This is a genomic window from Nonomuraea sp. NPDC026600 (genome assembly GCF_040638335.1).
Taxonomy (GTDB): Bacteria; Actinomycetota; Actinomycetes; order Streptosporangiales; family Streptosporangiaceae; genus Nonomuraea.
The window spans coordinates 305,362-325,199 of sequence record NZ_JBEZYD010000006.1; the positions used below are offsets into that span (position 1 = coordinate 305,362).

A 19,838-nucleotide genomic window follows, 5' to 3' on the forward strand; every position below is an offset into this window, starting at 1 on the left:
ACGCAGGATGATCCCGCCGCCCCGCCGGCGGGTGCGGGGCGGCGGTCCGTTCCGCCGCAGGAAGGCGGAAGGCTCAGGCGACCGAGATCCGGTCCAGGTTGGGGCCGCCGCCGGCCGTGGTCGAGGTCGTACGGATCGTGTTGGCACCCGCGTTGAGCGGGACGGTCACGGTGACGGTGCTCCACGTCGTCCACGCGCCGCTGGCGGGGAAGGCGAGCTCGTCCGAGACCAGAACGCCGTTGACCGTGATGTCCATCGGCCGGTTGGCCGTGGTGCCGTTCGCGAAGCGCAGGACCACCGTGGCGTTGCCCGCCTGGGCGGCCGTCACCGCGAACTCGACGTAGCTGCCGACCACGTTGTCGTAGTTCACGAAGCCGGTGCCGGTGAAGCCCGCGTGGTTGGACTCGACCACGCCCTGGGAGATCGTCGCGTTCTCCGCCTGGTACTCCGTGGGGGCGGGCCCGGCCGCGGCGGTGTCGAGATAATCGAGGTTCGGGCCGCCGCCGGCCGTGGTGGAGGTGGCCCGTACGGCGTTGGCCCCCGCGTTCAGCGGCGCGGTCACCGTCACGGACTGCCAGGTGGTCCAGGCCCCCGTCGGCGGGAAGGCGAGCTCGTCGGCCACGAGAACGCCGTTGACCGTGATGTCCATCGGCCGGTTGGTCGTGGTGCCGTTGGCGTAGCGGAAGGTCAGCGTGGCGTTGCCCGCCTGCTCCGCCGGCGCGCTCCACTCCACGTAGCCGCCGACGACGTTGTCACCGTTGACGAAGCCGGTGCCGCTGAAGCCCGCGTGGTTGGACTCCACGACGCCCTGGGAGATCGTGGCGTCCTCGGCCTCCAGGAACTCGGTGCCGGGGTTGCCCGGCGTGCAGGTGTCGGTGGAGCCGGTGGCACTGACGCGCAGGGCGCCACCGGCGGTGTTCTGGCTGTTCTGGACGCAGTAGCCGGTGACCGTCTGGAAGACCATGTCGTTCGGGCTGTTGCTGCCCCGCTCGGCGGTGAACCGGTCGAACGTCACCGTGCTGCCCGTGTTGGCGATCACCGCGGGCCGGCAGTCGTTGGAGGTGAACTGGACCGAGCTGTCGACGAACTTGATGTCGTGCGCGTTGTGGATGTACCAGCCGTACGCGGGCCGGGTTCCGATGCTGTTGGGGTTGTAGTTGGTCGGGTCGTTGCTCGGCACGCCGGTGCCCACGCAGCCGTTGCCGCCGGGGACGGTCAGGTCGACGTTGGTGAACGTGACGTTGCGGATCCGGTTGCTGGTGTTCGACTCGCCCCACAGGGTGGCGGTGAAGTTGTTGCCGCTCTGGCCGGAGGAGGTGACGTTCTCGTACGTGATGTTCTCGATCCGGCCGACGCCCGGACTGTTGCCGCAGCGTCTGCGGGTGCCGATCTTCTCGGTGATCGCCGCCCGTACGTTCGTCATCGTGATGTCCTTGTAGTGGACGTCGGAGATGACCGTGCCGTCCATCGACACCATGCCGAGACCCGACTTGTTCGAGCCGTTGATGGAGATGCGCTCGAAGTGGTAGCCGGTGAAGTTGCCGCAGGTCTCCGAGCCGAACATCAGGGCGTTGCAGCACACGGCCGAGAGCTGGGCGTCGGTGACGGTGACGTTGCCGTTCGCGTAGGTCTGGCCGAGTGCCCAGTCGCTCTTGAAGACGAGGGCGTCGTCGTTGGCCGCGATGTTGGGGCGGCGGATCGTGACGTTCTGCGCGCTGATGACGTTCCAGCCGTCACGGTCGCTCGCGGTGTCGATCCGCAGGTCGTCCGAGGTGATGTTGTTGCAGGCGTTGGTGAGCATCGCGAAGTGGCCGCCGCGCCGCAGGCGGATGCCGCTGACCGTGAGGCCGTCACAGCGGGTGAGCGAGATGATCTTGTCGGCTTCGCCGGAGTCCGGGTTGCCGGTGATGAGGTTGCCGCCGCCGTCGATGGTGCCCGTCCCGACGAACCCGATGTTGGTGAGGCGGTCGCCCCAGATCATCGCGTTGTGGAAGTGGCTGTGCCCGTAGTCCTGATAGTCGTCGTTCGGGTTCGACTCCGGGGCGTCATAGTCGTCGTTGGACGCGCCCATGATGGTGGAGCCGCTGTCGAGCTGAATGGTGACGTTGCTCTTCATGTGGATGGAGTTGGCGGACTTGTAGGTGCCCGACGGGAACTGCACGGTGCCGCCGCCGGCGCTGTTCGCCGCCGTGATCGCCGCGTTGATGGCGGCGGTGTCGTTAGTGGAGCCGTTGCCTGTCGCTCCGTAGTCCTTGACGTTGAACACCGCCAGTGCCCCCGCGGACTGGGTGGGGATGACGATCGAGAAGATCGCCAGGACGACGGCGGCAACCCAGGAGGCTGCTCTTGCTAAGGCGGATTCGCTCATGGGGGGTGCTCCTGCCTGACAGTCGGTTGCAGACCTGACGCTCAAGCTAGGCTCAAAGGTCGGATGTGACAAGGGATAGGATTTGGAAACCTCCAGATCGAGAGGTTATTGCGCAAAAAACATCGGGTCTCTAAGCGCCATAATGACTGCAACCGGTTCTGGGATTTGCCTCCCCGCATTACGCTGAGGCCCATGATTCGCCGTGCCACCATTGACGATGTCCCCGCGATGCTCCAGCTCGTGCACGAGCTGGCCGAGTACGAGAAGGCCCCGCACGAGGTGCGGGCGACCGAGGCGCAGTTGCGCGAGGTGCTTTTCGGCGCCGAACCCGCCGTGTTCGCGCACATCGCCGAACACGACGGCGAGGTGGCCGGCTTCGCCGTGTGGTTCCTCAGCTTCTCCACCTGGCGGGGGACACACGGGATCTACCTGGAGGACCTGTACGTCCGTCCCGGCACGCGCGGCTCCGGGTACGGCAAGGCGTTGCTGGCCGAGCTGGCCGGGATCTGCGCCGAACGCGGCTATCACCGGCTCGAATGGTCGGTGCTCGACTGGAACGAGCCGGCCATCGGGTTCTACCGCAAGCTCGGCGCCGTGCCGATGGACGAGTGGACGATGTTCAGGCTGACCGACGAGCCGCTCAAGCGCCTGGCGGAGTATTCCGCCGAAGCCCGCTAGACCTCTGACGGAGTATCTCGCTGGCCTCTCGCGACCTTTCGCCGACCTCTCTCGGCGATCGGGCCGCAGGCCGCGTCCATGAGAGGCGACCTGCGGCCGGTTCGGTTCTGTGCCGGCCTGCGGCTGGTTCAGTGCGTGCCGGCCTGCGGGTCGGTTCAGTGCGTGCCGGCCTGCGGCTGGTTCGCTACGTGCCGGCCCGCGGTTGTTCGCCGGGTCCGGGCGTGTGTCCGGCTCGCTGCGCGTCCGCGTCAGGTGCGGGCGTGCGCCCGCTCGCGGACGCCGCCGGACGCGCGGTCGAACATCTCGACCTTCGCCTCTTCTTCGACATCCGCGTGCGTCTCCTCTATGCGGAGCGCGATTCCCAGCGCGAAGAACGTGGGCGCCCACTGGCCGATGAAGATCCCCCAGTGGTCCGCCCGGTCATACCCGGTCTGCTCGTAGTTCCTCGACATCATCCAGGACGCCAAGGACGCGGCGATCGACGCGACGCCGGCTGCGTACATATGGCTGGACTTGATGCCTGTTTTGTGGAGCATTCTGATCATGATTCCCCCTTGTCCTGGTGCTGTTACCCGAGGTCAGGAGCGGTAATCGTGTCCCGCAGGAGTCGGAGAGGCTTCGCTCAGGTCTCGGTGAGACCAAGTCGCCATGATCTGTCGGTGGCGGCTGCGATAGTGGGGGAGTGCTTCACACCTCTCTCCTCCTGCCTTGTCATGTCCGCGAGTTGCCCGGCGACGCCATCGAGTTGATGCCCATCGTGCTGCCCATGACCTTGACCAGCTCCCAGCGCCGCCAGCTCGCCGCGATCCTCCTCGACGGGCTCGACGAGCCCGATGCGTGCCCCACCGTGCTCCCCACCCGCCGTGGTCACTTCGTTCACGTGGCGACCTGATCTCCGTGCTCCCCACCCGCCGTGGTCGCTTCGTCCACGTAACGACTGACCTCCGCACTCCACACCCTTGATCTTTCTTGTACGGCACAGCCTGGTCGGCGCCACCCGCCGTACATGGTCGATGGCCTCCAGGGGGACGGCCTCTGACCCGCACGGGGCTCGGCGCCGTAACGGCGCATCGCCGGCCGTGGCCTCCCTGAAAACCCCCGCTACGGCGGAGGCGTGGGAGCCACCGCCAGAGCCGCACGACGCAGGAAAGCGCGTTCGGCCGCGTTGCCGCTGCGTGCGATGGCCGCCTCATACGCCCGCGCCGCCTCCGCACCACGGCCCAGGCGGCGGAGCAGGTCTGCCCGGATCGCGTGATACAGGTAGAAATCGTCGAGGTCGAGCGTGTCCACCAGGGCCAGTGCCGCCGACGGGCCGTTGACCTCGGCCACCGCCACCGCCCGGTTCAACGCGACCACCGGGCTCGGGGACAGGGCGGCAAGCTGGTCGTACAACTGGAGGATCTGCCCCCAGTCGGTGGCGGCGGCCGACGGCGCGTCGCTGTGCACCGCGTTGATCGCCGCCTGGATCTGGTACGGACCGGGCCGGTCGCGCCGTAGGCAGGCTCGGACGAGGGCCTGGCCTTCCGCGATCAGGGAGTGCTCCCAGCGGGCCCGGTCCTGGTCGGCCAGGAGTACCAGGTCGCCGTCCGGGGTGGTCCGGGTGGCCCGCCGTGACTCGATCAGCAGCATCAGCGCGAGCAGCCCGAGAACCTCGGGTTCGTCGGGCATCAGCGCGGCCAGCAGGCGGCCCAGCCGGATCGCCTCGGCGGCGAGGTCCTCGCGGGTCAGCCGATCGCCGGAGCTGGCGGTGTATCCCTCGTTGAAGATCAGGTACACCACGGCCAGCACGGACCGCAGCCGGGCGGGGAGGTCGGCGTCGGCGGGTACGCGGTACGGGATGCGGGCGTCGCGGATCTTGCCTTTGGCGCGGACCAGGCGCTGGGCCATGGTCGGTTCCGGGACCAGGAAGGCGTGCGCGATCTCCGCCGTGGACAGGCCGCCGAGCAGTCGCAGGGTGAGCGCGACCTGGGCGGCGGTGGCCAGCGCGGGGTGGCAGCAGGTGAAGATCAGGCGGAGCCGGTCGTCGCGCACGGGGCCCTCCTCGGGCGGTTCGTCGCGGGCGCGCAGCAGGGCGGCCTCGGCGTGACGCCGGTCGCGGGTCGCCTCGCGGCGCAGCCGGTCGATGGCCCGGTTCCGGGCGGTGGTGATGATCCAACCGGCGGGGCTGGGCGGCGGGCCGGTGGACGGCCACCGCTTGACCGCCTCGCCGAAGGCGTCCTGGACCGCCTCCTCGGCGATGTCGATGTCGCCGAAGACGCGGACCAGGACCGATACGGCGCGCCCGTACTCCGCGCGGAACACGCCCTCGACATCCGGCGTCATCGGATAGGACGTTTCATCGGATAGGGCGGACCTCGATGGGCAGGGTGCTGGCCTGGGCCATCTTGCCGGCCCAGACCAGCGCCGCGTCCAGGTCCGGAGCCTCGATCACGGTGAACCCGCCGACGTGCTCCTTGCCTTCGGTGAAGGGGCCGTCGGTCATCAGCACGTCGCCGTCCCCGGCGCGGACCACGGTGGCCGTGCTCGGTGGGTACAGGCCCACGCTGAACACCCACGCGCCGGTGGCTCGCAGCTCCTGGTTCAGCGTCTCGAGGTCGTCCATGATCTTGTCAAGGACCGGCGGCGGCGGTGGGGGCCCGTCCGGCTGGTACACGCTGAGCAGGTACTCGGTCATCACGCCTTCCTCTGATTGGTGGCGATCATCACGCTGCTGGTCACGACGATCTTCATGGCGAGCTCCTGCCTGGGCCGGCGCCGGCCTCGTGCCGGCGTCCTACCCTTCACACGAACCGTGATGACCCGGATCGACAGGTGAGCTGGAAAATCTCGCAGAAGGTTTTCGCGCTCGACGCCCGCTCCAGCCGGTGGCCGCGATGTGGTCCCTGCATCTGAAGTACAAGAGTTGTTGCACAACAGCTCTTGTGGATCTAAGGTGGCGCCATGTCCCAGATCACCGACTCCAGGGTGCTCGCAGCCATGGCGCATCCGGTGCGCCGGCGCCTGCTCGACCTGTTGAAGCTCAATGGCCCCGGCACCGCGAGCGCGCTCGCCCAGACCACGGGCGAGGCGGTGGGCAACGTCAGCCACCACCTGCGCGCCTTGGCCGCCGCCGGCCTGATAGAGGAGGCGCCCGAGCTGGCCCGCGACCGGCGCGAGCGCTGGTGGCGGCGTACCTCGGGGAAGCTCTGCTGGTCCTCCGCGGACTTCGCCGAGGACGCGGCGGGCGAGGCCATCGCCCGCGCCCTGGAGTCGCTCAACCTGGAACGACAGGTCGGCCACGTACGACGCTGGGCCGACCAGCCCCAGTCCGAGCAGGAACGCTGGCAGCGCGGCCCGTTCTCCGCCGAGACCTGGATCCAGGCGACCGACGACGAGCTGGCGCAGTTCGCCGCCGAGATCATCGCCGTCATGGACAAATGGGCCGAGCGCGACATCCCCGACGACGGCCAGGAACGCGCCACCGTCTTCACCTTCGCCCGTGGCGTCCCGGGGCAGCCATGACGGCCGAGACACTGACCAAGCCCAGGTTCGGCCTGCTCCGGCAGCGTGACTTCCGGCTGCTGTGGATCGGCGAGAGCGCCAGCAGCCTGGGCAGCGCCGTCACCGGTGTCGCGCTGCCCCTGGTCGCGGTGACCGTGCTGCACGCCTCCGCGTTCGCCGTCAGTGTGCTGGCGGCTGCCGTCTGGTTACCGTGGCTGCTGGTCGGCCTGCCCGCGGGGGCCTGGGTCGATCGGCTCTCCCGGCGCAGGGTGATGCTCGCCGCCGACTGGGTGTCGATGGCGGCCTTCCTCAGCGTTCCGGCCGCGGCCCTGTTCGGCGTCCTGACCACCGGGCAGCTCGTCGCGGTCGCGCTGGTCGCGGGGACGGCGAAGGTGTTCTTCGCGACCGCCTACCGGGCGTACCTGCCGTCGCTGGTCGAGGGCGGCGACCTGCTGGAGGCCAACGCGAAGCTGCAGGGCAGCGAGCAGGTGGCCAACCTGGCCGGGCCGGGCGTCGCCGGGCTCCTCGCCCAGTTCGCCTCCGCGCTCGGCGGTCTGGTGGTGGACGCGGTGAGTTTCGCCGTCTCGGCGCTCTGCCTGATGCGCGTCAGGCACGTCGAGATCGTCGAGCCGCGGCCCCGGCGGCGGCTGCGCAGCGAGATCAGGGACGGGCTGCGCACGGTGGTGGGCGACCCGCTGCTGCGCGGCAACATGATCTACGGCTGCGTGGCCAACCTGGCGCTGACCGGCTACCAGTCGCTGCTCGTGGTCTTCCTGGTCGGTGACATCGGCCTGTCCGCGGGTGCGACCGGCGCGCTGCTCGCGGCCACCAGTGCGGGCGGCGTCGCCGGGGCCTTCGCGGCCCGGCCGCTGGCGGCCCGGCTGGGCAGCGCGCGGGCCGTCCTGCTCGGCAAGGCCGGGCTGGCGCCGCTGGGTCTGCTGATCGCGTGCGCGGACCGTGGTGTCGGGTTGGTGCTGTTCGTGGCGGCCAGCGTCACGATCATCGGGGGGATCGTCGCCGGGAACGTGATCTTCAGCGGGTTCACGCAGTCGTACGTGCCCGGCGAGCTGATGGGCCGGGTGAGCACCAGCATTCAGGTGGTCAACTTCGGCGCCATCCCGCTCGGCGCCCTGCTGGCGGGCACGCTGGCCGAGGCGTTCTCGGTGCGCGCGGCCCTGTGGGTGATGCTGGGCGTCTTCGCGCTGAGCGGCCTCATCCTGCTGGCGAGCCCGCTGCGCCGCCTGCGCGACCTGCCCGCCGGCCGGATGGACGCGCAGGCCGGCTCGGCTGTTCCGGACTGAGCTGTCCCGGACCGGGCGGTCGGCTCGGCTGTCCCGAACTGATCGGCGTCGCGGCGTCCGCGAGAGCCGCGGGCCCGACCGGGCGCGGTACGGCGCCGATGAGGCGGATGCGGGCGGGTCGGTTCAATCGCAGCTCAGGCCCCAGATCTCGGGCGCGGAATTGTCGGTGCCAACCGGCATGATGACCTTATGACCGACGCGCCCCCGATCACCGTCCTGGCCGACGACACGGCCTACGCCGAAGCCGTGCAGCTTGCTGTCGACTCCGCCGCCGCCTATTACGCCGACGGCACCTCCACGCTCGACGACGACGACTACGACCGGCTGGTCCGCGGCATCGAGGCATATGAGGCCGAGCATCCCGACCAGGTGCTGCCCGACTCGCCGACCGGGAAGGTGGCGGGCGGGGCGGTGGTCGGGGATGTGCCGCATACCGTGCCCATGCTGAGCCTGGACAACGTCTTCGGCGCCGAGCAACTGGCCGACTGGGCCACCTCGCTGGAGCGCAGGCTCGGCCGACCGGTCACGGCGTGGAGCGTGGAGCCCAAGCTCGACGGCCTGGCGATCTCGGCGCGCTACCGGCACGGCCGCCTGGTCCAGCTCGTCACGCGAGGTGACGGCACGGCGGGCGAGGACGTGTCCCACGCGATCGGCACCATCGTGGGGCTGCCCGACCGGCTGGCCGAGTCGGTCACCGTGGAGTTGCGCGGTGAAGTCATGATGACCGCCTCGCAGTTCGATGACGCGTGCGCCAAGCGTCAGGCGCACGACGGCACCACGTTCGCCAACCCACGCAGCGCTGCCGCCGGCACGCTGCGCGCGCAGGACCGGCCCTACGTGTGCGAGTTGACGTTCTTCGGCTACGGTGCGCTGCCCCAGCCCGACGACACCGCCGAGCTGGCCGTGCGGCTGCGCGAGTTGCCGCACAGCGAGGTCATGGGGTGGGCGGTCGCGCAAGGGGTGCAGACCACCGCCGCCACGCCCGTCGCCGGGATCGTGGCCGAAACGCTGGAGCGGGTGCAGGAGCGCATCGATGAGATCGCGGCGGCCCGGCCGGAGCTGCCGTTCGGCATCGACGGCATCGTGATCAAGTGCGATCTGGCGGCCGACCAGGCGCAGGCCGGATTCAGCTCGCGGGCGCCGCGCTGGGCGATCGCCTACAAGCTGCGCGCCACCGAGAAGATCACCAAGCTGCTCGGCGTGGAGTGGAACACCGGGCGCACCGGGATCATCGCGCCGCGCGCGGTGCTGGAGGAGGTCGAGCTCGACGGCAGCAAGGTCACCTACGCTACCCTGCACAACGCCGCCGACATCGCCAGGCGTGGCCTGATGCTCGGCGACAGCGTGGTCGTCTACAAGGCGGGCGACGTCATTCCGCGCGTGGAGGCCCCGGTGGTGCACCTGCGCACCGGCGACGAGCGGCCGATCGAGATCCCGCAGGTCTGCCCGTCGTGCGGGGACGCCATCGACGCCTCGCAGGAGCGCTGGCGGTGCGTGCGCGGGCGCCAGTGCCGGGCGATCGCCTCCATCGCCTACGCCGTCGGCCGTGACACCCTCGACATCGAGGGCCTCGCGGAAAACCGGATCCAGCAGATGCTCGACGCCGGGCTGATCGTCGACTTCGCCGACCTGTTCTTCCTGACCCGCGAGCAGTTGCTCGGTCTGGAGCGGATGGGCGAGACCAGCACCGACAACCTGCTGGCCGCCATCGAGCGGGCCAAGGGCCAACCGCTGAGCAGGGTGTTCTGCGCGCTGGGCGTGCGCGGCACCGGGCGTTCCATGAGCCGCCGCATCGCCCGCCACTTCGCCACCATGGACAACATCCGGGCGGCCGGCACGGAGGCGATCCAGCAGGTGGAGGGCATGGGGCCGGAGAAGGCGCCGGTCGTCGTGGCCGAGCTGATCGAGCTCGCGCCGCTCATCGACAAGCTCGGCAAGGCCGGGGTGAGCATGACCGAGCCCGGCGCCACGCCGCCCGCGGCGGGCGAGGCATCCGGCGAGGCATCGGCCGAGACGGCCGAGACGGCCGAGCTCTCGCTGGCATCGATGTCCGTGGTGGTGACCGGCACGATGACCGGACCGCTGGCCGCGTTGTCGCGCAACGAGGTCAACGAGCTGGTCGAGCGGGCCGGGGGTAAATCGTCGTCGAGCGTCTCAGCCCGAACGTCACTCCTGGTAGCCGGGGAGAAGGCGGGCTCGAAGCGGGCCAAAGCCGAGCAGCTCGGGGTGCGGATCGTCACCCCTGAGGAGTTCGCCGAGCTGGTCGCCGCCTATCTGTAGCAGAAGCCTCCGGATCCACGACACAGTGGCCACCACTGCTCAGTTGCTGTCATGGCCCCGCTTCGGTCCGGCCCTCGGTTGCGTCTGAGCCCACCCCGCCACCAGGAGGTCCGCTGGCGGCAGGAGAACCGAGAACGTCAATAAAGGTGCTTGGTTACTTACGGGCTCAGGGCGTGAGCAGTGCGGTGGGCTGGCCCAGAACACTCACGATGGCATCGTGAATGACGGTGGCGACCTTCGGGGCGGCCTCGGGGGCGATGGCACCCGCGTTGAGCCTGAGATGACGCTGGTTACCGGGAGTCGCGAAGAACGGTTGCCCTGCGGCCAGCAGAAAGCCGCGCTGCGCCGCGGCCTCGGCCACTCTGTCGGCGTCGCATCCTCTGGGCAGGGTGACCCAGACATGCAGCCCGTCGGGGCCGACTTCGGGGATGGACAGGTCCAGCCCCTGGGATGCGCCCATGCTCAGGATCGCCTCGCGAACCGCGGTCCGGCGGCGTGCGTACTCGGTGCGAGCGTGCAGCAGGGCGTTCTCGGTCCGGGGGTCCGCCAGCACTGCCGCGAGCACGCGTTGAGAGGTCCGGGACGTCCATCCGTCGGTGAAGGACTTCGATATCATGAGCGAATAGCGGATCGGCGGCCTGGCGACGGCCACCGACAGCCGCAGGTCGGGCGCGATGGACTTGGAAAACGACCTGAGATACACGACACGGTCCCGTAGCCGTGTGTCGGCGTACAAGGATCCTGGGTGTGAGGTGGACGCCTCGGCGAAGTGGTCATCCTCGATGATCCATACGTCTGGGTAGGAGGCCAAGACGTCGGCGAGAGCCTGTCGGCGTTCCGCGGTCCAACTGCAGCCCGTCGGGCTCTGAGCGCGGGGAGTGAGGAAGACGGCCGCGACACCTGACTCCAGCGCGGCCCGGAGCCCGTCGACGGTGGCCCCGCACTGGTCCAGTCTCATGGGCACAAGGCCCAGCCCGTGGACCTCGAAAGTGTCCATGGCGGTCTGGTAGCCCGGCTCCTCGATCGCGACGAGAACGGGCTCGTCCTGAGAACGCTGGCGCAGGAGCATGGCCAGCAGGGCGAGGAACTGCTGGGTCGAACTGGCGACCAGCATGTCGTCCGCATCCACGTGCAGTCCGTCGGCGAGGAGCTTGCCGCTGAGTGCCTGGGCGAGCTGAGGCTCGATGCTGAGCGTGGACGGGTACTCGAGGTCGTGGGCCTGCAAGCGGGAAGAGACGTCCTGGAAGGCCTGCCTGATCACGTCCAGGGGGAGCAACCGGAGGTCCGGACCTCCGCGCATGACATCGTCGGCCGATGGAAAGCTCTGCTTGAGCCGCGCCTCGGTCTGTGCCAGGACCAGCCGTCGCCACGCGCTGCCCTGACGAGCGGTTGTGTGCTCCGCCGCCCGGGGCGCGTGGAGGTTGTTGTCCCCCTTGGGCGTCTCGCTGACGAACGTCCCGCGACCGGCCTCGCCGTACACCAGCCCGCTGTCGGCGAGCAGCGTGTAGACGCTCATCACCGTCGTGACGCTGAGCCCGACGTCCGTGGCGAGCTGGCGTACGGATGGCAGGCGCTCGCCGGGCTGCAACTCGCCCAGCCGGATGGCCTCCGCCAGTTCGTGCGCCACGCGCTCGTAGAGCGGGCGGCCGTTGCCGGACGTGTCGCGGAGGGCGGTCAGTCGACGTTGTACCTCAAGCATCACGCATACATCTTACCAGCATCTCTTGATGATCTCTGTTATCTCTGCCAAGAAACTCCGGGTCCTGGAGCTCGGCTGGGCGTCCCTCGCCACCGGGAAGGGGGTCTGTCGCGATTGTATGCCTAGTGTATTGACAACATATTGCCGCCATGACAGCCTCCCTGATCGGGGCCGCAGCGCCGCCCATCGGTCCGGCTGACTGATGACCGTCAAGGGCGTTGGTCGCGTCGCTCTGGTAGCCCCTGAGACCGCCCCGCGGTGGGCATCCCACCCCGGCGCACGAAGGGAATCGACACGTGACGCTACTCTTGGCCGCCACAGGGGACATCGTGCTCACCAAATCACTCGACGAGGTGCCCGCCGATCCGGGCCTCACCGCGCTTCAGGACCTGCTCGGGACATCGCCATGCGTACTGTCGAGCGTCGAGCTCCCCTTCTCCGACCGGGGGCATCCCTCGGATCGGATCCTGAACTTCAGAGCACGTCCGGAACTCGTCCGGGAGCTTTCCGCCTTCAATCTCCGGGTTGCCACGCTGGCCAACAACCACAGCTCAGACTACGGGTGGGACGCCCTGGACGACACCCTCGCGGGACTGCGCTCGATCGGCGTGACACCTGTCGGCGCGGGTGGGAACCTGGCACTCGCGCAGGAGCCGGCCATCGTGAATGTCGATGGGTGCGTCATCGGCATACTCGCCTGGTCCTGCCTCCTGCCGCTGGGCGCGGCGGCAGGCCCGTCGAAGCCCGGTATCTCGCCTGTCCACGTGGACACCGAGTGGGTGGTGAACGGAGAGTTCCAGCTGGAGGAGCCCGGAGTGCCGCCAGTGATCCGCACCCGTGTCCGGGCTGACGATCAGGAGCGGGTGCTGAGCTGCGTAGACCGGCTCCGGGACGCCGTCGACGTGCTTGTCGTCACCATCCACTGGGGCTTCGGCTTCGGCGGTGCCCGTGCCGAGTATCAGCGGGTCCTCGGGCACAGGCTCGTGGACGCGGGTGCCGACATCGTCCTGGGGCACCATGTTCACGCCCCCCAGGGAGTGGAGCTCTATCGGGGCAAGGTCATCGTCTACAGTCCGGGCAATTTTGTCGCGCAGCAGCCGAGAGAGGGTATCTCTCCGGAAATCGAAGCGATCTACAACGCCTTCAGCCGGGACGCGTTCGTCTCGGTCGTCGAATCAGACGAGAGGCGTAACCTGCGCGTGTCCCTGGTACCGATCATGACGAATGATGCTGGGCTGCCTGTTCTGGCTGATCCCGAGAACAGCCGACGCATCGCCGACCGGCTCATCCGCGAGTCGGCGGACCTGGACACGACCGCGTCCTTCGACGGTGAGCGGATACGCATCGCGCCGTAGATCTCTCATCCTGGTCCGGCCGCGCGCCCGGGTGACGGACCGTTCGCGTACGGGTCTGTCTCCGTAGCGAAAACCCGCGACGTCGGGTCGCGTGGGCTCCTGCCGTCAACCATGGACGGATCAGCGGATCGGGATGCCAGGGCCCGGTTCGTCAAGCCTTTTGCCTGCTGCGGCCGTCCAGGCGCCGCGTCGCCGTCGTCGCACACAACACGTCTCCGCCTTGCCAGGAACCACCTGGACGATCTCCGCATCGGCGAACGCGAGACGAGGGCTCAGTGATCGTCACGTCCGGAATCGCCACGGGAACGCCGCCCCGCGTAGGGATGCGGACGGTCTTGCGGGAGTAGCCCGTGTCGACGATTGCCAGGTGAAGACGGGTGCGCAGTGGTCCGATCCCGCTCGGGCGCCAGCGGCCGGCCAAGTGTCATTACATGTATCACCGGAACGTTCTGGTGATGCTTTCTGGACATTTCCTGAATAGGGGGATATGTTCGGCCGAAACCACGAGAGACGACCGAGCGGAAGCGCAGACCGTGTCGGAGATCTCCCCTTCTCCCCACAGATGGGAGCCTGTTATGAGTGTCAAAACAGGAACCAAGCTTGGCCGCCACCTCCTTGCCGTCTGGGCTCTGGTGTCGGGTCTCGCGCTCGCCGGTTGCGGAACCGCTGGAGGCGGCGGTGCGGCGAATGCCGCAGGCGGCGGTGAGGCGGCGGGCGCGGGCAAGACGGTGGCGCTCGTCACGCCGCAGAAGGCGGGGGACGGCGGCCCGACGGACAATCTGATCGCGGGACTCGACAAGCTGAAGGCGGCGGGGTACTCGACGCGGTCCATCGCGGCCACGGACCCGTCCTCTCACGAGTCCACCCTTCGCAACCTGGCCCGATCAGGGGCTTCTGTGATCGTCGTGGCCTTCTCGGAGTTCATCCAGCCGCTGAAAACGGTCGCCCCCGAGTTCCCCGATACCAAGTTCGTGCACGTCTACGCCGATGCGTACAAGCCCACGATCCCGAACGTGCAGACTGTCACCTTCGACACGCAGGGGCCGTCCTACCTGGCCGGTGTGCTGGCCGCGACCGTGTCCAAGACAGGGGTCATCGGGTTCATCGGCGGAACGGCCCTTCCCGCGCTGTATGCCGACTTCCACGCTTATCAGGCCGGCGCCAAGGCCACCCGTACCGACATCACTGTCAAGAGCGCGTTCGTCGGCTCCTTCGGGGACCCGGTGAAGGGGCAGCAGATCGCGCAGACAATGTTCAACAACAAGGTCGATGTGGTGCTCGCTTACGCGGGTGGCTCTTCCCTCGGGGTCGTCAAAGCCGCCGATCAGGCGAAAACCCATGTCATCTACGACAACGACGAAAGCCCCGAGACGGCCGGCAGCGTGATCGCTGTGGCGTCCCAGCACTACGGCGGCACCATGGCGAGGAACGTTCTGACCATCGACTCGGGAACGTGGAAGCCCGGCGAGACCGTGGCAGGGCTCGCCGACGGCGGAACGTTCCTGGACCCGGCGAAGCAGCTCGCGTCCACCGGCGAGACGGCCGCCGGGGTCACCAAGGCGTTCGCATCGGTCGAGAGCGTCAAGCAGAAGATCATCCAGGGCACCATCGATGTCCCCTTCAACACCGACCCCGTCTGAGGGCGGCATGTCCTCCGCGCGATCCGAAACCCATCCGTACCGCCCCACGGCCGCCCAGCCGGTTTCCGGACAGCCTCGTTCCCGTGAGGGCGCCGTCCTGACGTGCGCTGACGTGTCGGTCGAGTTCGGGGACTTCCGGGCCCTCGACGGCGTGACGGCGACGTTCCCTCCGGGGCGGGTACACGCCCTCGTCGGCCAGAACGGCGCCGGCAAGACGACTCTCGCCCGCGTTCTGGCCGGCCTCGTCGAACCTCTCAGCGGCACGGTTCAGGTCGGGGAGGACCTGCTTTCCGGCGGGAGCGTCGGCGAGGCCAGGCGCCACGGGGTGGAGCTGGTGCACCAGCACTTCGCCCTCCCCGCCGACTTCACCGTGGCCCAGTGCTTCGAGCTGTTCAACGACGGGCCGCAGCTTCTCGGCGCCTTCTCCCGGACGCGGCTGCGCCGCAGGGCGGAGACGCTGCTCGCGGGCGCCGGCACGGACGTCGACCCCGACGCGGTGATCGGCCGCCTGCCCATCGAGACGGTGCAGGCGGTCGAGATCGCCCGCGCCCTTGCCTCCAATCCCCGCGTTCTCATTCTCGACGAGCCGACGGCGGTGCTCCCGCCGCCCGCGATGCACCGGCTCTTCGAGAGGCTGCGCGGGCTCGCCGCGGAGGGCATGTGCGTCATCGTCGTGCTCCACAAGATGCAGGAGGTGTTCGGGGTCGCGGACACCGCCACCGCGCTGCGGGCCGGCCGGCTGATCATCGAACCCACGCCGATCGGTGACCTCGACCCCGCGTCACTGTCTCGCGCCATCATCGGCGGCGCGTCCATCGAGGACGTGCCGTCCGCCCACGAACCCGCGTCCAGCGCTCCTGTCGAGCTGAGAACGGCAGGTTTGAGCGCCCGGTCGAGCGCGCACGACGCGAGCGCCGTCGATGTCTCGCTGGAGATCCGGCAGGGCGAGATCGTGGGCATCGCCGGAGTCGAGGGCAACGGTCAGCGAAGCCTCGTCGAGGCGATCGTCGGGGTGACGGCCGCGCGGAGCGGGTCGATCTGGCTGGGCGAGGCCGATGTCTCCGAAGCCTCCGTACGCGAGCGGCGCGGCCGTGGCCTGCGTGTCATCCCGTTCGAGCGGAACGTGGAAGGGGTCAGCCTCTCCAGCAGCCTCTGGGAGAACCACGTCGCGACGCGTCGCGGCCGCAGCGGGTGGATCATCTGGCCGAAAACGCTCCGGCGGCAGTGCAAGGAGGCGCTGGATCGCTGGAAAGTGAGCTACCGCTCGGAGGAACAGCAGGCGGGGAGCCTGTCTGGAGGGAATGTCCAGAAGACCATCCTCGCCCGGGAGGTCACCGACGACCTCAGGGTCCTGATCGCGGCCCACCCCACACGCGGGCTGGACATCGCGGCGGCAAGGGATGTCAGAGCGGCGCTGGTGGGCGCGGCGGCCGCCGATGCCGCCGTCCTCGTCGTGAGCGCCGACCTGGAGGAGATGTTCGAGGTCTGCCACCGGGTGCTGGTCATGCTCGCCGGCCGCGTGGTGGCCGCCTTCGAGCGACCCTTCGACGTCGAGCGGGTAGGAGCCGCCATGGTGGGGGGAGACGAGGGATGAAGCACTTGTCCAGACTGGAGGCGGCCCGCCCGGTGGCGGTCGTCGCGGTGTCCCTGCTGCTGGCCCTCGGCATATTCGGCCTGTCCGGCTACTCCGTGGGGGAAATCCTCAACGGGGCGATCGACGGAAGCGTCGGCTCGGCGGCCGCGTGGACGCAGACCTTGCGCTGGGCCATCCCCCTGCTCATCATCGCGCTGGGGGTCGGCCTGACCTTTCAGGCGGGCTACTTCAACGTCGGCGCCCAAGGGCAGATGTACGTCGGGGCGATCGGTTCCCTGGCGGTGGGCCTGGCGTGGCACGACGGCCCCGCTCTGGTGGTGGTCCCGTCCGCGTTCGCCGCGGGCATCGCGCTGGGGATGCTCTGGTCGCTCATACCCGGGTTCCTGCGAACCCGGCTGGGCGCCGACGAGGTCGTGACCAGCCTGATGATGAACTTCATCGCCGTGCTCGTCCTGGAATGGATCTGCACCGGACCGTTGAAGAACCGTGACGGCTCGGGCCAGGCGGCCACGACCGACATGCTCTCCCCCACGTTCCGCCTCAGCGGGGGCAGCGGGGTGTCCCTGGCGCTGCTCGTCATCTGCGCCGTGCTGGTGGTCGCGGCCATCATGCTCCACAGCCGTACCCGGCTCGGCCTGGAGATCCGGCTCGTGGGCCGTAACCCGGTGATGGCGCAGTGGATGGGCATCCGGGCGTCCCGGGTGGGTCTGGTGGTCTTCGGCCTCAGCGGCGCGGCCGCGGGCCTCGCCGGCGCGGTCGAGGTGTTCGGCCCGGCGGGAAGTCTCCGTGCCGGATTCTCGCCACAGGTCGGTTTCATGGCAGTGATCGTGGCGCTGGTCGGCGCCTTCGGCCCGGTGCGCATGCTCCTGGCGGCGCTGTTCTTCGGCGGGTTGCGGGCGGCCACGCTCTATCTCCCCATCGTGAACGACCTGCCGCAGGCGGGGCTCGACATGCTCAACGGCATGGTGGCCGTGTGGATCACGGTGTCGGCGCTGCCCGCCATCCTGGCCCGCCGTTCTTCCCGCGGTCCCACTCCCGCGCGGACCGACAAGACACCTAGCGAAAGCGAGACGGTGAGCGCTCATGGGTGACTTCATCGTGACCTGTCTGCAGGCGGCGACGCCCATCTGGCTGGCGGCACTGGCGGGGATGTACGCGCAGCGCAGCGGCGTCATCCACCTGGGGCTCGAGGGGCTCATGGTGAGCGGTGCGTTCGTCGCCACCGCCACCGCCATCGAGACCGGCTCGATCGCGCTCGCGCTCGCCGCCGCCATTGTCGTGAACCTGACCCTGTCGCTCCTGTTCTGGCTGCTCATCACCTACTTCAAGGCGAACGTGATGATCGTCGGTCTGGGGTTGTCCCTGACCGCCGCCGGAGCCACGGGGTACGCGCTGGTGGTGGTCTTCGGCTCCGAGGCCGCCGTCCAGTCGCCGATCGGCCTTCCCCAGCCGCTGTCCGGGCTCACCGGACCGCTGGCGCCGCTGGGCGACCTGTCGGTGCTGACCTTCGCCGCCATCGCTCTCACCTGGATCGCCTGGTGGTCGATCAGGCGGACCCGGGCCGGTCTGAAGCTGAGTGCCTGCGGCAGCGATCCCTTCGCGGCCCGCAGCGCGGGCGTGCCGGTGGATCGCTACCGGCTGGCGGCGTTGCAGATCGGCGGGTTCCTGTGCGCCCTGGCCGGCACGGAACTGTCTCTGGCCGGAGTGCAGTCCTTCTCCGACAACATCACTCAGGGGCGCGGCTACCTCGCCTTCGCGGCGGTCCTCCTCGGCAACGTGGCGCCGATCGGAGTCTCGGTCGCGGCCCTGTTCTTCGGGTTCGCCGCGGCCTTCGGCATCCAGTCGCAGCTCGACTTCAACGGCACCCTGCCGCCGCAGTTCGTCCTGATGCTGCCCTACATCGTGACCATCATCGCCATCTCGATAACGGCGGTGATCAAGAAACGCCGAGGTGAGCAGCCGACACTGATCCTGGAGCGCACGCTATGAAGCATGATCGGAGCCGCGGAGCACGGCCGCCGGCGACCGGCGCCATCACGGCCGCGGGAGACAGTCGTGCTCGCCGCCGGAGGTCGCGATGACGTACGTGGTCCTGGCCGGCGCACTGGACACCAAGGGAGCGGAGTACGCCTTCGTCCAGGAGTTGCTGGTCGACGTGGGCCTGCGTCCGCTGCTGATCGACACGGGGATCCGGGGGAGACCGGCGACGAGTCCCGACATCACGCGTACCGAGGTGGCACGCGCCGCCGGGCGCACCCTGCCGGAGATCGCCGGGCTTCCCCATCGCGCTGCCGCCCTGGACGCGATGTCCGAGGGACTGCTCCACCTCCTGCGGGGGCTCCAGGACGCCGGGGACGTGGACGCCGCGTTCGGCATGGGGGGATCGGGAGCTCTGAGCGTGCTGGCACCCGCCTTCCGGTCTCTGCCCCTGGGGACACCCAAAATGATCGTCACCACGATGGCCTCCTCGGACACCCGTCCCTACGTGGGGGCGAGCGACCTGCTGCTGGTGCCCTCGATCGTGGACATCGCCGGCCTCAACACGCTGTCCCGTTTTGTAATGGAACGTGCTATCGCGATGCTCGCCGCGCAGCTGCACCACCCGGTGCGCCGTACGGGAGAGGCGCCGATGGTGGCCGCCAGCATGTTCGGGGTGACCACCGTCGGTGTGTCGCGGGCCTGCCAGGTGCTCGAGTCGAAGGGCCTCGACGTACTGGTCTTCCATGCCAACGGCATCGGGGGCAGGACGCTGGAATCACTCGCCGAGGACGGCTGGCTGACCGCGGTGCTGGACCTGACGACGACGGAACTCGCCGACAACCTGATCGGTGGTGTGGCGAGTGCGGGACCGGACAGGCTGACCGCCGCCGGCCACCGGGGCATCCCGCAGGTGGTCTCCCTCGGGGCACTCGACATCGTGAACTTCGGCGCGCCCGAGTCGGTACCGGCGCGATACCGGGACCGACGGCTCTATCCGCACAACGCCACCGCGACGCTGATGCGGACGACCCCCGACGAGGCGACCGCCCTCGGTGCCGAGCTCGGCGAGAAGCTGGTCCGGGCGAGAGGCCCGGTCACCGTGCTCCTGCCCACCGGAGGCCTGTCGGCCCTGTCCGAACCCGGCGGGGTCTTCCACTGGCCGGAGGCCGACCAGGCCCTGGAAAGGGCGCTGCTGGATGCCGCCGGTCCGCACGTCACCGTCGAGCGGAGCCCGGCTCCGGTGAACTCGCACGCGTTCGGCGATCAGGCGGCCGCACTGCTCCTGAAACACCTCACGCATGCATCACCAGAACGTTCTGCAAACAATATATAGACAATGGCGATACACTGCAGTACGGTCGCCGTGACGGCAGAGACGCTCCGCTCTCGGCCCTGGAGCCGGGGACCGCTCGGCGGGCCGATGCCACGTCGCCGGCGGCGCAATACGGGCCATTGCCACCCAG

General features: G+C 69.1%; 16 protein-coding genes. 11 read left to right on the forward strand and 5 right to left on the reverse strand.

Going from position 1 to position 19,838, the window contains the following annotated elements:
* Window positions 1-73: 73 nt before the first annotated feature.
* Window positions 74-2,368 (reverse strand): glycosyl hydrolase family 28 protein, encoded by a 2,295-nt coding sequence (locus AB0F17_RS17220; RefSeq protein ID WP_358023259.1) that lies wholly within the window; start codon window positions 2,366-2,368, stop codon window positions 74-76.
* 192 nt (window positions 2,369-2,560) lie between these two features.
* On the opposite strand from AB0F17_RS17220, the gene AB0F17_RS17225 reads away from it, so the two are divergent.
* Complete coding sequence (locus tag AB0F17_RS17225; RefSeq protein ID WP_358023262.1) at window positions 2,561-3,046, forward strand: GNAT family N-acetyltransferase; 486 nt, start codon at window positions 2,561-2,563, stop codon at window positions 3,044-3,046.
* 248 nt (window positions 3,047-3,294) lie between these two features.
* On the opposite strand, the gene AB0F17_RS17230 is transcribed toward AB0F17_RS17225, so the two are convergent.
* Window positions 3,295-3,591 carry a hypothetical protein gene (locus AB0F17_RS17230; protein ID WP_358023265.1) on the reverse strand — a complete coding sequence of 99 codons (297 nt, stop codon included), beginning with the start codon at window positions 3,589-3,591 and terminating at the stop codon, window positions 3,295-3,297.
* Window positions 3,592-3,728: 137 nt separating this feature from the next.
* Here AB0F17_RS17230 and AB0F17_RS17235 point away from each other — a divergent pair, with 137 nt between their 5' ends.
* Complete coding sequence (locus tag AB0F17_RS17235; RefSeq protein WP_358023268.1) at window positions 3,729-3,938, forward strand: hypothetical protein; 210 nt, start codon at window positions 3,729-3,731, stop codon at window positions 3,936-3,938.
* A gap of 209 nt (window positions 3,939-4,147) precedes the next feature.
* Here the strand turns inward: AB0F17_RS17235 and AB0F17_RS17240 are convergent, their stop codons facing one another.
* Complete coding sequence (locus AB0F17_RS17240) at window positions 4,148-5,368, reverse strand: RNA polymerase sigma factor (RefSeq protein WP_358023271.1); 1,221 nt, start codon at window positions 5,366-5,368, stop codon at window positions 4,148-4,150.
* A gap of 13 nt (window positions 5,369-5,381) precedes the next feature.
* Entirely contained in the window at window positions 5,382-5,720 is a 339-nt protein-coding gene (locus AB0F17_RS17245; protein WP_358023274.1) for a YciI family protein, read from the reverse strand.
* A gap of 266 nt (window positions 5,721-5,986) precedes the next feature.
* Here AB0F17_RS17245 and AB0F17_RS17250 point away from each other — a divergent pair, with 266 nt between their 5' ends.
* From AB0F17_RS17250 to ligA, 3 genes are all read left to right on the forward strand, one after another.
* Entirely contained in the window at window positions 5,987-6,547 is a 561-nt protein-coding gene (locus AB0F17_RS17250; RefSeq protein WP_358023277.1) for a helix-turn-helix domain-containing protein, read from the forward strand.
* The gene (locus tag AB0F17_RS17255) at window positions 6,544-7,827 is read left to right on the forward strand and encodes an MFS transporter (protein WP_358023280.1); all 1,284 of its coding nucleotides are present in this window, start codon (window positions 6,544-6,546) and stop codon (window positions 7,825-7,827) included. The genes AB0F17_RS17250 and AB0F17_RS17255 overlap by 4 nt, the downstream gene beginning before the upstream one ends.
* A 189-nt stretch (window positions 7,828-8,016) precedes the next feature.
* Window positions 8,017-10,107: an NAD-dependent DNA ligase LigA gene (gene ligA, locus AB0F17_RS17260; protein WP_358023283.1), complete on the forward strand. Its 2,091-nt coding sequence runs from the start codon at window positions 8,017-8,019 to the stop codon at window positions 10,105-10,107.
* 166 nt (window positions 10,108-10,273) lie between these two features.
* Here ligA and AB0F17_RS17265 read toward each other — a convergent pair whose 3' ends face one another.
* Window positions 10,274-11,806, reverse strand: coding sequence for a PLP-dependent aminotransferase family protein (locus tag AB0F17_RS17265; RefSeq protein ID WP_358023866.1), 1,533 nt, complete (start codon window positions 11,804-11,806; stop codon window positions 10,274-10,276).
* 296 nt (window positions 11,807-12,102) lie between these two features.
* On the opposite strand from AB0F17_RS17265, the gene AB0F17_RS17270 reads away from it, so the two are divergent.
* The 6 genes from AB0F17_RS17270 to AB0F17_RS17295 all read left to right on the forward strand — a co-directional run bounded on the left by AB0F17_RS17270 (window position 12,103) and on the right by AB0F17_RS17295 (window position 19,708).
* Window positions 12,103-13,161 carry a CapA family protein gene (locus AB0F17_RS17270; protein WP_358023286.1) on the forward strand — a complete coding sequence of 353 codons (1,059 nt, stop codon included), beginning with the start codon at window positions 12,103-12,105 and terminating at the stop codon, window positions 13,159-13,161.
* 431 nt (window positions 13,162-13,592) lie between these two features.
* Window positions 13,593-14,801: a BMP family ABC transporter substrate-binding protein gene (locus tag AB0F17_RS17275; protein ID WP_358023289.1), complete on the forward strand. Its 1,209-nt coding sequence runs from the start codon at window positions 13,593-13,595 to the stop codon at window positions 14,799-14,801.
* A 112-nt stretch (window positions 14,802-14,913) separates the two neighbouring features.
* Complete coding sequence (locus tag AB0F17_RS17280; RefSeq protein WP_358023292.1) at window positions 14,914-16,395, forward strand: ATP-binding cassette domain-containing protein; 1,482 nt, start codon at window positions 14,914-14,916, stop codon at window positions 16,393-16,395.
* A complete protein-coding gene (locus AB0F17_RS17285; protein ID WP_358023295.1) occupies window positions 16,392-17,486 on the forward strand; it encodes an ABC transporter permease in 1,095 nt (364 codons plus the stop codon). The genes AB0F17_RS17280 and AB0F17_RS17285 overlap by 4 nt, the downstream gene beginning before the upstream one ends.
* Window positions 17,479-18,384 (forward strand): ABC transporter permease, encoded by a 906-nt coding sequence (locus AB0F17_RS17290; protein WP_214635759.1) that lies wholly within the window; start codon window positions 17,479-17,481, stop codon window positions 18,382-18,384. The genes AB0F17_RS17285 and AB0F17_RS17290 overlap by 8 nt, the downstream gene beginning before the upstream one ends.
* A gap of 88 nt (window positions 18,385-18,472) precedes the next feature.
* Window positions 18,473-19,708 carry a Tm-1-like ATP-binding domain-containing protein gene (locus tag AB0F17_RS17295; RefSeq protein WP_358023298.1) on the forward strand — a complete coding sequence of 412 codons (1,236 nt, stop codon included), beginning with the start codon at window positions 18,473-18,475 and terminating at the stop codon, window positions 19,706-19,708.
* The last annotated feature ends 130 nt before the right edge of the window (window positions 19,709-19,838 follow it).

Excerpts from the sequence above, each read along its gene's own strand:
- AB0F17_RS17220 (WP_358023259.1), bottom strand. The coding sequence starts at position 2,368 with ATGAGCGAATCCGCCTTAGCAAGAGCAGCCTCCTGGGTTGCCGCCGTC.
- AB0F17_RS17225 (WP_358023262.1), top strand. The coding sequence starts at position 2,561 with ATGATTCGCCGTGCCACCATTGACGATGTCCCCGCGATGCTCCAGCTC.
- AB0F17_RS17230 (WP_358023265.1), bottom strand. The coding sequence starts at position 3,591 with ATGATCAGAATGCTCCACAAAACAGGCATCAAGTCCAGCCATATGTAC.
- AB0F17_RS17240 (WP_358023271.1), bottom strand. The coding sequence starts at position 5,368 with ATGACGCCGGATGTCGAGGGCGTGTTCCGCGCGGAGTACGGGCGCGCC.
- AB0F17_RS17245 (WP_358023274.1), bottom strand. The coding sequence starts at position 5,720 with ATGACCGAGTACCTGCTCAGCGTGTACCAGCCGGACGGGCCCCCACCG.
- AB0F17_RS17250 (WP_358023277.1), top strand. The coding sequence starts at position 5,987 with ATGTCCCAGATCACCGACTCCAGGGTGCTCGCAGCCATGGCGCATCCG.
- AB0F17_RS17255 (WP_358023280.1), top strand. The coding sequence starts at position 6,544 with ATGACGGCCGAGACACTGACCAAGCCCAGGTTCGGCCTGCTCCGGCAG.
- ligA (WP_358023283.1), top strand. The coding sequence starts at position 8,017 with ATGACCGACGCGCCCCCGATCACCGTCCTGGCCGACGACACGGCCTAC.
- AB0F17_RS17265 (WP_358023866.1), bottom strand. The coding sequence starts at position 11,806 with ATGCTTGAGGTACAACGTCGACTGACCGCCCTCCGCGACACGTCCGGC.
- AB0F17_RS17275 (WP_358023289.1), top strand. The coding sequence starts at position 13,593 with ATGTATCACCGGAACGTTCTGGTGATGCTTTCTGGACATTTCCTGAAT.
- AB0F17_RS17285 (WP_358023295.1), top strand. The coding sequence starts at position 16,392 with ATGAAGCACTTGTCCAGACTGGAGGCGGCCCGCCCGGTGGCGGTCGTC.
- AB0F17_RS17290 (WP_214635759.1), top strand. The coding sequence starts at position 17,479 with ATGGGTGACTTCATCGTGACCTGTCTGCAGGCGGCGACGCCCATCTGG.
- AB0F17_RS17295 (WP_358023298.1), top strand. The coding sequence starts at position 18,473 with ATGACGTACGTGGTCCTGGCCGGCGCACTGGACACCAAGGGAGCGGAG.